Raw genomic sequence first — 12,777 nt, 5'->3', positions numbered from 1 at the left:
GTCGGTTCGTGACAGACTTCGGCGGTGATCGCTGATTTCGTCGTCGTGGGAACCGGTTCTGCCGGTGCGGTGCTGGCTGATCGTCTGAGCGCCGACGGCGCCTCGCAGGTGGTGGTCCTGGAGGCCGGGGCTCCCGACAAGAACCAGTTCATCCATATCCCGGCGGCCTTCGCGAAGCTGTTCCGCAGCGAATTCGATTGGGATTACTCGACCGAACCGCAACCGGAGCTCGCCGACCGCCGCATCTACTGGCCGCGCGGCAAGACCCTCGGCGGTTCGTCGTCGATGAACGCCATGATGTGGGTCCGCGGCATGCCCGCCGATTACGACGAGTGGGGCGAGCTCGCCGGCGAAGAGTGGTCCTACGCGGCCGTCGAGAAGTACTTCGACCGGATCGAGGCCGGGCCGCTGGTGCTCAGCCCGCAGCGCAGCCCGCGCAGCATCACCGCCGCGTGGCTGGAGGCCGCCAAGCAGGCCGGCCACGAGGGATTCGTCGAGACCAGGGTCTGCCAGCGCCGCGGCGCCCGGTGGAGCACGGCCGACGCCTACCTGCGTCCGGCCCTGAAGCGGTCCAACCTGCATCTGCGCACGGGTGCCACCGCGACCCGGGTGCTGTTCGAGGACGGCCGCGCGGTCGGCGTCGAGTACGAGGCGGAGGGCCGTCGCCAGATCGTCCGGGCGCGTCGCGAGGTGATCCTGTGCGGCGGCGCGATCAACAGCCCGCAGCTGCTGATGCTGTCCGGGATCGGTCCGCGTGAGCACCTGGCCGAGCACGACATCGACATCGTCTACGACGCACCCGGCGTCGGCTCGAACCTGTTGGACCATCTCGTGGCGCTGCTCGGTTTCGATGCCGACTGCGTGACGCTGACCGGCGCAGAAAAGCCGCTGCAGCTGCTCAACTACCTGACCCGCCGCCGCGGCATGCTGACCTCGAATGTCGGTGAGGCGTATGGCTTTGTCCGCAGCGATCCAGATCTCGCCGAGCCCGACATCGAGCTGATCTTCGCCCCGGCGCCCTTCTACGACGAGGGCATCGGTGAGCCGTACCCGCGCGAGGCGGTGGCGATGGGACCCATCCTGGTGAAGCCCAAGAGCACCGGCACCATCCGCCTCGCGTCGTCCGATCCGTTGGCCAAGCCGATCATCGACCCGCGCTACCTGTCCGATCCCGAGGGCGCCGACCGCAAGGCGATGCTGGCGGGCTTTCGGATGCTGGCGGACATCGCGCAGGCGCCCGCGCTACAGGGACTGCTCGGCGACATCGCCCGGCCGGTGGGCGCGCGCGACCTAGACGACAGGACGCTGGAGCTGGCACTGACCACCACGTCGCACACGCTGTATCACCCGACCACCACGTGCCGGATGGGCAGCGACGAGGCCAGCGTGGTCGACCCGCAGCTCCGCGTACGCGGTGTCGAGGGGCTGCGGGTCGCCGACGCCTCGGTGATGCCGACGATCATCCGCGGCCACACTCACGCGCCGAGCGTGCTGATCGGTGAGAAGGCCGCCGACCTCATCACCGGTCAGAAGTAGGCGTTCGCCGGAATCGCGGTGCCGTGCAGCAGGTTCTGTCCGACAACGCGCGCCTTGTAGCCGACGGGGTTGTGCAACGTGATGGTGCGGATGTTGCGCCAGTGCCGGTCGAGGTTGCGTTGCCGGCTGGCCGCGCTGGCACCGCCGAGCTCCAGCAGCTTGGTGGCGGCTCGTGGCGCGATGTCATCCAGGTGCACCTTCACCTTGGCTGCCTGCAGTTGGGCCTCGACGACCAGTTCTGCGTCGGGCACGCCGTCCGGGCCGGTCGAGTCAATGGCCGCCCCGATCGCCGCCGCCGCATCGAGCACCGCGGCCCGGGCAATGTAGGCGGAACTGGACAGTTCGCCGAGCTGGCGCTGCAACAGCGGGTCATCGGTCGGCGACGCCGCGGAGGCATGGCTGAAACTGCGCTCCCGGGACCGCAGGAGCGCAATTCCGTCGTCGACGATGTTCTCCAAGATTCCGGCCACCACCGCGTGGATGTACAGCTGCAGCAGGGTGTACTGCACCGATGGCACGGGCTCGGCGCCATACGGCGTGTCCGAGAGCACCTCTTCGGGTAGCACCGTCACGGTCTGGAACCGGGTGGTGCCGGTGCCGGTGCGGCGCTGCCCGAAACCGTCCCAGTCGTCGACGATCTCCACACCCGCCCGATTGGCGGGGACGATGACGATCGCCACCGAGTCGTGATCGGTGGTCGCTGTCACGGTCAGGTAATCCGAGAACAGGGTTCCGGTGCTGTAGAACTTCTCGCCGGTCAAGGTGTATCCGCCGTCGCGGGCGGGGGTCAAGCGCGTGTTGAACACCAGGCTGCCGACCGCGTTGGAGCCTTTCTCGCTGAAAGCGTTGCCGAATATCTTGCCTTCGGCGACCTTTTCCAGCCAGGCCCGAGAACCCGGCTGGTCCAGGGTGCGCAGCCGCTCCTCGACGAACCAGAAGTGGGTGCGGAAGATGTGGGCCACCACCGGATCGGCGCGCGCCACGTCGATCACGGCGGAAAATAGTTGCGGCACAGTGAGTCCGGATCCGCCTAGTTCAGCAGGCAGCCGCAGGGTGCCGAATCCGGCTCGCTTCAGTGCGACCACCTGGTCAAAGGGATTCACGTCTTCCAGGTCACGGTCTTTTGCGCCTGCGCCGATATCGGCCAGCAGGTCGGCCCAGGCAGTGGTGCGGGGGTGGTCGAGGGTCGTCATATCCCAGTTCTACGTACCAGCACAGTCACAGGCACTGCTTACGCTCGCGCCGAACCTAAGGCGGCACAATGGGTGCTGATGACCATGAACGCCAAACGCCGCCGCGCGCACGACAAGCTCGCGGCGCTGCCCGGGGTGCGGTCGGTGCGGCGACCGGTCCAGTCAAGTGGTGCAGAGGAATTCGACCTGTTCTATGTGCGGACCGGGCCGCCGGCCGAACATCCGCTGGTGATCATTCCGGGCGGGCCGGGTGCGGCGTCGATCGGGCATTACCGGAACCTGCGCCGGCGGGCGACGGCTGCCGGTCTGGACGTCATCATGGTCGAGCACCGTGGCATCGGGATGTCCCGGCACGACGACGCCGGCGCCGACCTGCCCGCGGAGGCGCTGACTATCGAGGCCGCGGTCGACGACATCGCGGCGGTTCTGGACGACGCCGGCGTCGAGTCCGCGGTGGTCTACGGCACGTCCTACGGCAGCTACCTGGCGGCGGGTGTCGGTGTGCGTCACCCCGATCACGTGCACGCGATGGTGCTCGACTCACCACTGCTCTGTGCCGACGACATCGACGCGGTGCGCGACGCGACCCGGGCCGTGTTGTGGGACGGCACCGCCCCGTCGACCGAGGGCCTGGCGAACCGGGTGCGTGGTCTGGCCGCGGACGGGCAACTGACGCCCTGGGTGGTGCAACTGGCGACCGGGTTGTACGGCCTGGTCGGGCCCGACGTACTGGAGCAGCAGCTCGAATTGCTGCTCACCGGGCGGGGCCTGCTGTGGCATGCCATCGGGCACAGCACCAAGCTGCTGTTCGAGAGCAAGACGCCATACCGGCATGAACCTGACCTGGTCGAGCACATCGGCTACCAGGAGCTCAACTATGCCCCCGAGCCCGACGGTCTGCCGATCGACCCGGCGCTGGCGTACCGCGAATCCGCCACCGGCGACCCGGAATTCGTCGCCGAACCGTTCGACCTGGTGGCCGCGATGCCGGCATTCGACTGGCCCACCGTGGTGATCTCCGGCGGCCGGGATCTGATCACGCCACCGGCCGTGGCGCAGCGGGTCGCCGAACTGATCCCGGGCGCCGTACTGCTGGAACTGCCCAGTGCGGGCCACAGTGTGCTCGACATGCGGGAGGGCTCGGCACTGACCATCGCCGCCGCGGTATATGCCGGCGACTATGCCGAATTACCCGACCGGGCAACAGAATTGGACAACGCGCCGTTGGATTTCCCAGTGCGCCTGATGATTCGGGGCATCGCGACGGCCGCGGCCGCCGAGTCGTTGGTGCCGGCCGGGCTGCCACGGGCCATCCGGCAGCTCAGGACTTGGTGAATCCGATCGTCATGTAGTTCAGGTCACCCAGGCCCGCTGGGCCGTAGTTGGCCAAAGTGCTTCGGACCGCTGCGTTTCCGGGGGACTGTGCGAGCGGCAGGCTGAACGTCTCGGCCCACAGCTTGCGGTCCAGTTGATTGGCCAGCGCCTGCGCCTTGGCGGGCTCCAATTCGTCGAGGGTCTGTTCGATCTGGGTGTCGATCTCGGGTGTGCCGACCTTGCCGAAGTTGCTCTCGCCGCCGGAGGCATAGATCTGGGTCAGGCCGCTCAAGGGAAAGGCGTCGCCTTGCCAGGCGAAGGCGGCGATGTCGAAGTTGCCGGGAATGATGTACTGGCTGAACAGGTCTGCGCCCGAGGACACCACCAAATCGAGCCGGACACCGATGTCGGCGAGCGTCTTCTGGGCGATCTGCCCGATCTGCCGCCCCCCGGAGGCGTCATAGAAGACGAGTCGCACGGTCAACGGCCGGCCGTCTTTCTCCCGTACCGAGCGGCCTGCCGGCAGCTTCCAGCCCAACGAGTCGAGCTCGCTCCGTGCCGCCACCGGGTCGAAAGGTGTCCCGCCGCTGTTGTTCTGGTAGCCGGCTTGGCCTGCGACGTAGATGTGGTTGTTCAGCGGTACCGGGTTGTCGACCAGGCCGTGCTGAAGGACGGTGACGATGGTCTTGCGGTCGATGCCCATCGCAATCGCGTGGCGCAGCGCCGGGTCGTGCAGGATCGAGCCGGGCGCGCCATTGAAGGTCAGGTGCGACCAGGTGGGGCCCGGCGCGGTGCGGATGTCGACACCTTTGGTGCGCCGGGCGCGCACCATGTCGTCGAGTGACCCCAGCCCGGTGGCATCGATGGCGTTGTTCTGCAGCGCCGGGATGCGTGCCGAATCGTCGAGCACGAGGAACGTGATGCTGTCCAGCAGCGGCCGGGCGCCCCACCATCGGGGGTTGCGGGTCAACGTGATTCGCTGCGCACCGCGGTCGACGTTCGAGATGACGAACGGACCCGCCGACGGTCCCGGCTTGGTCAGTTGCCCCTTGTTGAACACCTCGGGATCGGTCGTGGACACCTTCGGCAGCAGCATGCCGTTGCCCGCGAACATGCCGCGCCAGTCGGCGTAGGGCCGGGCGAACGTCATGACCGCTTGGCGGTCGTCCACACCGCGGGTCACCGAGGCCACCCGCTCACTGCCGTTGGGGCTGGCGATCTGGAACCTCGGGTCCTTGCCCGTTGTCGCGGTGACCTGGGCGGCGATGTCTTCCCAGGTGAGTGGGGTGCCGTCGCTCCACACCGCCTTGGGGTTGATGGTGTAGGTGACCACCTGCGGATTGGTGCTGGTCAGCTGGATGTCGGTGAAGTAGTTGTGGTTGACGGTTGTCGAACCGTCGGGGCCGACGATGAATGCCCGCGGCAGGGTCGGTCTGAGGATCGAGGCGGTGTCGACGGTGTTGCCGTCGATGTTCAGCGTGTTGAAGTTGTCCGGAAACGCCGTCAACGCCAACCGCAGATTCCCGCCGTCCTTCAGGGTGGCGGGGTCTCGCGGGTTGAGGTCGTTCGCCGCGCCGAGTTTGGGTGCGCCGGCACTGGATCCGCTGTATTCACTCGAGCAGCCGCCCAGCACGGCGACCAGCGCGACGATGGACACCAGCACGACGAGCAACCGACTGCGACGGGAACCCATCACTCTCCTCCCGGTTGCGGCACGGCATTGAGCAACCGCTGGGTGTAGGGATCCTGCGGATCACCGAAAACCTGTGCGGCGTCGCCCTGTTCGACGACGGCGCCCTTGTACATCACGGCCACGGTGTGGGCCAGATGGCGGACCACCGAAAGATCATGCGAGACAAACAGATACGAGAGGTCGAAGCGCTGCTGCAGGTCGAGCAACAGGTTGATGATGCCGGCCTGGATCGACACGTCGAGCGCCGACACCGGTTCATCGAGCGCCAGAATCTTGGGCTGACGCGCGAGTGCCCGGGCGATGCCGATGCGTTGTTTCTGGCCCCCGGAGAACTCGGCGGGATAGCGAGCGGCGTCCTCGTGCCGCAGGCCGACGATGCCGAGCAGTTCGGTGACGCGGTCCTCGACGCGGTTCTTGTCGAACCCGCCGACCCGCAACGGTTCAGCCAGGACGTCGAACACCGGCAGCCGCGGGTCCAGCGCCGCAACCGGGTCCTGGAACACCACCTGCAGGTCGCCGCGCAGCTCCCGCCGCGTGTCGCGATTCAGGCCGGCCACATCGTGACCGAGCACCGTGATCGAACCCGATTGCGGCGCGGTCAGATTCAGAATCTGATGCAGCGTGGTGGTCTTGCCGGAGCCCGATTCGCCGACGATGCCCAGGGTGCGGCCCTGCTGCAGCTGCAGGCTGACACCGTCGACGGCACGCAGCTCGCCGGTCTTGCGCCGCAGCATCCCGCCACTGAGCTTGAAGGTCTTGACCAGGTCGCTGACCGCGAGTACCACCGGCCGGTCGACGTCGTCCTCGGCAACGACCTCGGGTTCGGTTGCCACCCCGTAGATTTCGGCTGCAGTGCGGCCCGTCACCTGGTCGGTGTGGATGCACGCGGCAGCGTGCCCGGGAGCGATGTCGAGCAACGCAGGCTCAGCCGCCCGGCAGTCGTCGTCGGCGAGCGGGCAGCGCGGCGCGAACGGGCAGCCCGGCGCCAGACTGGCCATCGACGGCGGGGAGCCGGGGATCGGCACCAGCCGCGAGCCCTGCTGTGCGTCGAGTCGAGGCACGGATCCCAGTAGGCCGACGGTGTACGGCATCACCCGGTCGCGGTACAGGTTCGACACCGGCGCCTTCTCCACCGCCCGGCCGGCGTACATCACCATGGCGCGGTCGGCGAATTCGGCGACCACACCCAGATCGTGCGTGATCATCAGCACCCCGGCACCGGTGACGTCGCGGGCGGTGCGCAGCACGTCGAGAATCTGCGCCTGCACGGTGACGTCGAGGGCCGTGGTGGGTTCGTCGCAGATGATGAGGTCGGGGTCGTTGGCGATCGCGGTGGCGATGACGACGCGCTGCCGCTCGCCACCCGACAGCTCGTGCGGGAACGCCCGAGCGCGGGCCGCGGGCTGCTTGATGCCGACCAGCTCCAGCAACTCGACCGCCCGCTTGCGTGCGGAACGCCGGTCCACCGAACGGTCATGCACGCGAAGGGCTTCGGCGATCTGGTCGCCGACGGTATACACCGGGGTGAGCGCTGACATGGGATCCTGGAACACCGTGCCGATCACGCGGCCACGTACCTCGGACATGGCGTCGTCATCGAGCCCGACGAGCTGCTTGCCCTGAAGTTTCACCGAACCCGTCACCTGGGCGTGTTCGGGCAGCAGCCCCACCACCGCCATGGCCGTCGCCGATTTGCCCGCACCGGATTCGCCGACCAAAGCCAGCACCTCGCCGGGGGCGATGTGAAAGTTCATGCCCCGCACCGCCGAGACGTCCTCGTCGGAGGTCTGGAAGTTGACGGTCAGGTCGCGGACCTCGAGCAATGGTGCGCTCATCGCTTCACCACCCGTCGCCGCGGCCGTGCCGAGGGATCGAGCGCGTCACGCAATCCGTCGCCGATCAGGTTGGCGCACAGCACGATCAGTACCAGCACCCCGGCCGGGAACAGGAACACCCAGGGGAATGTGGTGACCGACGGGGTGCCGTCGGCGATCAACGTGCCAAGCGACACATCGGGTGGCTGCACCCCGAAACCCAGGTAACTCAAACCGGTTTCGGCCAGGATCGCCAAACCGACGTTGAGGGTCGTGTCGATGATCAGAATGGACGCCACGTTCGGCACGATGTGCCGGGCGATGATCCGGGCATTGCTGACGCCCATATACCGTGCGGCCGTGACGAACTCGCGTTCCCGCAGGCTCATGGTCAGGCCACGCACCATGCGCGAGCTGATCATCCACGAGAACGCAGCCAGCAGGATCACCAGCCACAGCACCGTGCTCTCGTGCCGGATTCGGGGCGTCACGACCGCGATCAGGATGAAGCCGGGGATCACCAGCAGCAGGTCGACGATCCACATCAGCACCCGGTCTCGCCAGCCACCGAAGTAGCCCGCGACCGAGCCGACCGTCGCGGCGATGACCGTCGAGATCACCGCCACGCAGACGCCGATCAGCATCGACTTCTGCATGCCGCGCAGCGTCTGCGCGAGGATGTCCTGCCCGAGGGCGTTGGTGCCGAACAGGTGCCGGCCGTCCGGCGGTTGCAGCAGGGCGTTGAAGTCCATGTCGGTGTACGCGTAGGGGAGCAGCGGCGGCAGGGCGTAGCAGCCGACGAAGAGAGCCACCAGCAGCACGAGCGAGACGACCGCGGGACGGTTGCGGACGAACCGCCGTGCGACCAGAGTGCGCCGGGAGGCGAATCGGGCGCGGGGAATTCCGAACTGGACGCTCATGAGACCCGCACCCGGGGGTCGAGGGCGGCGTAGACGACGTCGGACAGCAGCCCGCCGATCAGGATCGTCGTCCCGGAGAACAAGGTGAACGCGGCGACGATGTTGGCGTCCTGGCCGTTGATGCCCTGCACCATCCATTCGCCCATGCCATGCCAACCGAAGATCTTCTCGACGAACACCGCACCGGTGACCAGGCCCGCGACCCCGTAGGCGAACAGCGTGGCCATCGGGATCAACGCGGTGCGCAGGCCGTGTTTGAAGAGCGCCTGGCGCCGGGTCAGGCCCTTGGCGCGGGCGGTCCGGATGAAATCCTGCCCGAGTACGTCGAGCATCGCGTTGCGCTGGTAGCGGCTGTACCCGGCGATGGCGCCGAGCGCGAGAGTGGTGGTCGGCAGCACCAGGTGCTGTAGCCGGTCGACGAACCCGTGCCAGCCGCCCGCCGCGTAGGGCGAGGTTTCGCCGGTGTACTGGAACAGTTGGAAGCCCAATACCTCGTTGACGCCGAGTGCGCCCAGAATCAGCAGGTTGGCGATGACGAACGTTGGTGCGCTGAGAATCAGCAGGGCCAGCACGGTGACGGTCCGATCGGACAGGCGGTACTGCCGGATGGCGCCCCATGCTCCGATGATCACGCCGATGATGGACCCGAGGATCGACCCGATGGCCACCAGCCGCAGGCTGGTCCACACCCGTCGTCCCAGCTCTTCGGAAACCGGTTGCCCGGTAACGGTTTTTCCGAAGTCCCCGTGGACCGCGCCGGATACCCAGTGGGCGTAGCGCGGCAAGAGCGACTTGTCGAGGCCGAGGTCGTGTGCCTTGGCGTCGATGACCGATTGCGGCGGGCGGGGGTTGCGCTGCAGCAGGTTGTCCAGCGGGTGGAAGGTCACCGACGTCAGCGCGAAGGTCAGGAACGTCGCCAGCGTCAACAGGATCGCGTAATTGAACAATCGGCGGATCAGGAACCGCGTCATGGGCCGCTCGCTGGAAACCGCATCTGGACAGGTTAAGAGATCCCGGCGCACTAGCGCGGGATTGGCGCCCTGTTCCTGAGCTGGTGACCCGACCAGTTCTGATTCGGTGGAATACCTGACGGTCGGGGCGACTTGAAAATACATGGCCGGCTGCGTGCCCCAATGGTGTGGCGAAATCGTGGCAGATCGCGTCTAGGTGGGAGACCCGCGATGAGTCAAACCAAGAATTCTGAAGCAAACAACAAGTGGGCCATCGGCGTTATCGCCGGGAGCATGATCTTCGGTGTCACGACTCTTGTGTTTGTTGGAGCGCAGGCACAGTCCCTGCAATCGACATCGGCCAACGGCACCTCAGTCAGTTCCGTTGTCAGCGCCACGACGGTTGGGCCGATCATCAGCGCCGCGCCGGCGATCACCGGGCCCGCTCCGCTGTACCCGGGGCAGGACCCGGGCTGATGAAGTCTGGGCCGTGGCGCAGATGCCTCCGCTGCGGCCCAGACTCGAATCACCGGGTTATGAAGGGCGAACTGCCAGAAGCGATTCAGTGCGTTGCCAGATTGGCGCGCTTGACTTGAGGCATATGACCGGCCGCGCGTCCCGACGACGCGGCGCAGCGCAGTGGTCCCAAATACACGGGAGGCAAGCCATGAGTCGAACAGAGACTTCCGGCATCAGCATGAAGTGGGCAATCGCCCTCATCGGTGGTAGCGCAGTGATGGGTGCGGCGGCGGTGTGTGCCGGCATGGTGGCCGGCCCATCGGAGACGATGAACGCCAACACCACGTTGATTTCCACCACCACGACCGCACCGGTCACCTTCGCGGCGCCCTCGATCACGGGTAAGGCGCCGCTGTTCGTCGGACAGTCGCCCGACACCAACCCCCAGGGCTAGCGGCTAATCTCGCGTTTCGGCGGATCGAGATTCACAGCTCGCACATAGAGTTGTCACAGTACTGGCCCACGCCGGCGCGAATAATGGAGCTGTGACAGGTCCCAGCAGCACCGCCCGTGACAGTGAAGCCCAGCGCGTCGTCATGCACCGCGCCGACGGCAAACCGATCAACGTCCTCGTGGTCGACGACGAACCCGTCCTGGCCGAGCTCGTCTCCATGGCGTTGCGCTACGAAGGCTGGGATATCGCCACAGCCGGCGACGGTGCCACCGCGATTTCGCTGGCCAAGGACAACCCGCCCGACGTCGTCGTGCTGGACGTCATGCTGCCCGACATGAGCGGGCTCGACGTACTGCGCAAGCTCCGCGAGCAGATTCCCGGACTGCCCCTGCTGCTGCTGACCGCGAAGGATTCGGTCGAGGACCGCATCGCCGGCCTGACCGCGGGTGGCGACGACTACGTCACCAAACCGTTCAGCATCGAAGAAGTGGTGCTGCGGCTGCGTGCGCTGCTGCGGCGCACCGGGGTGGCCAACGAGGCCGGTGGCGCGCAGATCGTCGTCGGCGATCTGGTGCTCGATGAGGACAGTCACGAGGTGACGCGCGCCGGTGAGCAGATCACCTTGACCGCCACCGAGTTCGAGCTACTCCGGTACATGATGCGGAACTCCAAGCGGGTGCTGAGCAAGGCACAGATCCTCGACCGGGTGTGGAGCTACGACTTCGGCGGCCGCTCCAACATCGTTGAGCTGTACGTGTCCTACCTGCGCAAGAAGATCGACAGCGGACGCGACCCCATGATCCACACCCTGCGTGGCGCCGGATATGTCCTCCGACCTGCCCGCTGAGGCGGCCGGCACGCGGATCTGGCAGCCGCGGACCTGGTCGCTGCGGGTCCGGCTGCTGGTCACCCAGGTGCTGCTGCTGGCACTGGTCATCATCGGGGTCGGCGCGGCGACCGAATTTGCGCTGCAACGCTTTCTGCTGCATCAGTTGGACGACCAGGTGCTGGAGGCGGGCCGGCGCTCGGCCGCCATCTTCGAACTGCCGCCCCCGCCGATGGCCCCGCCACTGACCGGCGGCGTGCCGCGCCCGTCCATGGACCCGCATTTCCGGATGCGCTTCGACCCCGAGGCCGGCCCCGGGCCCGGCTTCCTCAACGCGCCTGGGCAGGCCGTCGGCACCGTCGGGGCGGTGGTGTTCCGTGGCCAGGTCGATGCGGGCGTCATCACCTCCGAGGGCAGTCGCAACTCGGTAAGCGCTACGGCCACAGCGCAATTGGCGCAGATACGGCCGGATCGCAAGGTTCGGACCATCGACATCGACGGGCTGGGCAGCTACCGCGTCATCGGTCTGCATCCCCGGCACGGCGGTCCGCAGACCATCGTGACCGGTCTGCCCACCAGGCATGTCGACAACACCCTGCTGTGGGTGCTCGGCATGTTCTGCGCGGTGGGAGCGTTGGCGCTGATCGGAGCGACGGTGGTCGGGGTGTGGATCATCCGGCGCCAACTCGCCCCGCTGTCAAGGGTTTCCGCCGCCGCACGCGACGTGGCCGACCGCGAACTGGACCGGGGCGAGGTGCAGTTGCCGGCGGAGATCGTGCACGTCGACCCGGTCGCCGCGCACACTGAAGTCGGCCAATTGGGTTCGGCGCTGAACCGCATGCTGGACCGGGTCGCCGGCGCGCTCGCGGCCCGTCATGCCAGTGAGACGCGGGTACGCCAGTTCGTGGCAGACGCCAGTCACGAGCTCCGCACCCCGCTCGCCGCGATCCGCGGCTATACCGAACTGGCGCAACGCAAGAGCGACCAGCTGCCCGACGACGTCGCCCACGCGATGAACCGCGTCGAATCCGAGACGGCGCGCATGACCCGGCTCGTCGAGGACATGCTGCTGCTGGCCCGGCTCGACGCGGGTCGGCCGCTGGAGATGGAGACCGTCGACCTGTCCCAACTGGTCGTCGACGCCGTCAGCGACGCCCACGTCGCCGGTCCCGATCACGACTGGTCGCTGGACCTGCCCGACGAACCGGTCACCATCGAGGGTGACCCGGCGCGGCTGCACCAGGTGCTGGTGAATCTGCTGGCGAATGCGCGCACGCACACGCCGGCGGGCACGTCGGTGACGATCGCCCTGTCCGCTGATTCGGACGCCACGGTGATCAGCATCGCCGACGACGGTCCGGGCATTCCAAAAACCTTGCAGCCCGAGGTGTTCGAGCGGTTCGCGCGCGGTGACTCGTCGCGGTCCCGACAGGCCGGCAGCACCGGGCTGGGACTGGCGATCGTCGCCGCGGTGGTCAAGGCGCACAGCGGCACCATCAGCGTCGACAGCCAACCAGGAGCGACGGTATTCATGGTGCGCCTGCCCGCTGGCCCGGCAGATTCAGCCTCACAGCCACCGCATAGCGTCGCCTCGACATCCGCCTAACCAGCGCACCCA

General features: G+C 67.3%; 11 protein-coding genes. 6 read left to right on the top strand and 5 right to left on the bottom strand.

From position 1 onward, the window contains the following. Nucleotides 1-24 precede the first annotated feature (24 nt). A complete protein-coding gene (locus A7G45_RS29940) occupies nucleotides 25-1,536 on the top strand; it encodes a GMC family oxidoreductase (protein ID WP_260942351.1) in 1,512 nt (503 codons plus the stop codon). Here A7G45_RS29940 and A7G45_RS29935 read toward each other — a convergent pair. Further along, nucleotides 1,527-2,729, bottom strand: a complete 1,203-nt coding sequence (locus A7G45_RS29935; RefSeq protein ID WP_260942349.1) for an acyl-CoA dehydrogenase family protein — start codon at nucleotides 2,727-2,729, stop codon at nucleotides 1,527-1,529. The genes A7G45_RS29940 and A7G45_RS29935 overlap by 10 nt on opposite strands. Before the next feature lie 78 nt (nucleotides 2,730-2,807). Here A7G45_RS29935 and A7G45_RS29930 point away from each other — a divergent pair, with 78 nt between their 5' ends. Then, nucleotides 2,808-4,064 carry an alpha/beta fold hydrolase gene (locus A7G45_RS29930; protein ID WP_260942347.1) on the top strand — a complete coding sequence of 419 codons (1,257 nt, stop codon included), beginning with the start codon at nucleotides 2,808-2,810 and terminating at the stop codon, nucleotides 4,062-4,064. On the opposite strand, the gene A7G45_RS29925 is transcribed toward A7G45_RS29930, so the two are convergent. The 4 genes from A7G45_RS29925 to A7G45_RS29910 are packed head-to-tail and all read right to left on the bottom strand — an operon-like array spanning nucleotide 4,051 to nucleotide 9,441. Beyond that, nucleotides 4,051-5,736, bottom strand: coding sequence for an oligopeptide ABC transporter substrate-binding protein OppA (locus A7G45_RS29925; RefSeq protein ID WP_260942345.1), 1,686 nt, complete (start codon nucleotides 5,734-5,736; stop codon nucleotides 4,051-4,053). The two genes, A7G45_RS29930 and A7G45_RS29925, sit on opposite strands and share 14 nt — an antisense overlap. Then, the gene (locus A7G45_RS29920) at nucleotides 5,736-7,571 is read right to left on the bottom strand and encodes an oligopeptide ABC transporter ATP-binding protein OppD (RefSeq protein ID WP_260942343.1); all 1,836 of its coding nucleotides are present in this window, start codon (nucleotides 7,569-7,571) and stop codon (nucleotides 5,736-5,738) included. Before A7G45_RS29920 ends, A7G45_RS29925 begins: the two co-directional genes overlap by 1 nt. Beyond that, nucleotides 7,568-8,470 carry an oligopeptide ABC transporter permease OppC gene (locus A7G45_RS29915; RefSeq protein WP_071285501.1) on the bottom strand — a complete coding sequence of 301 codons (903 nt, stop codon included), beginning with the start codon at nucleotides 8,468-8,470 and terminating at the stop codon, nucleotides 7,568-7,570. The genes A7G45_RS29920 and A7G45_RS29915 overlap by 4 nt, the downstream gene beginning before the upstream one ends. Then, nucleotides 8,467-9,441, bottom strand: coding sequence for an oligopeptide ABC transporter permease OppB (locus A7G45_RS29910; protein WP_043987188.1), 975 nt, complete (start codon nucleotides 9,439-9,441; stop codon nucleotides 8,467-8,469). Before A7G45_RS29910 ends, A7G45_RS29915 begins: the two co-directional genes overlap by 4 nt. 210 nt (nucleotides 9,442-9,651) lie before the next feature. On the opposite strand from A7G45_RS29910, the gene A7G45_RS29905 reads away from it, so the two are divergent. From A7G45_RS29905 to A7G45_RS29890, 4 genes are all read left to right on the top strand, one after another. After that, a complete protein-coding gene (locus A7G45_RS29905) occupies nucleotides 9,652-9,897 on the top strand; it encodes a hypothetical protein (RefSeq protein WP_043987187.1) in 246 nt (81 codons plus the stop codon). Between the two features lie 190 nt (nucleotides 9,898-10,087). Beyond that, nucleotides 10,088-10,333 carry a hypothetical protein gene (locus A7G45_RS29900; RefSeq protein ID WP_162625247.1) on the top strand — a complete coding sequence of 82 codons (246 nt, stop codon included), beginning with the start codon at nucleotides 10,088-10,090 and terminating at the stop codon, nucleotides 10,331-10,333. Nucleotides 10,334-10,475: 142 nt separating this feature from the next. Then, a complete protein-coding gene (locus tag A7G45_RS29895) occupies nucleotides 10,476-11,180 on the top strand; it encodes a response regulator transcription factor (RefSeq protein ID WP_043397151.1) in 705 nt (234 codons plus the stop codon). After that, complete coding sequence (locus A7G45_RS29890) at nucleotides 11,158-12,765, top strand: sensor histidine kinase (RefSeq protein WP_260942340.1); 1,608 nt, start codon at nucleotides 11,158-11,160, stop codon at nucleotides 12,763-12,765. The genes A7G45_RS29895 and A7G45_RS29890 overlap by 23 nt, the downstream gene beginning before the upstream one ends. The last annotated feature ends 12 nt before the right edge of the window (nucleotides 12,766-12,777 follow it).

Origin of the sequence: Mycolicibacterium llatzerense, from assembly GCF_025331195.1 — a bacterium.
GTDB classification, from domain to species: domain Bacteria; phylum Actinomycetota; class Actinomycetes; order Mycobacteriales; family Mycobacteriaceae; genus Mycobacterium; species Mycobacterium llatzerense.
This window is presented reverse-complemented; position numbering and strand designations above follow the sequence as displayed.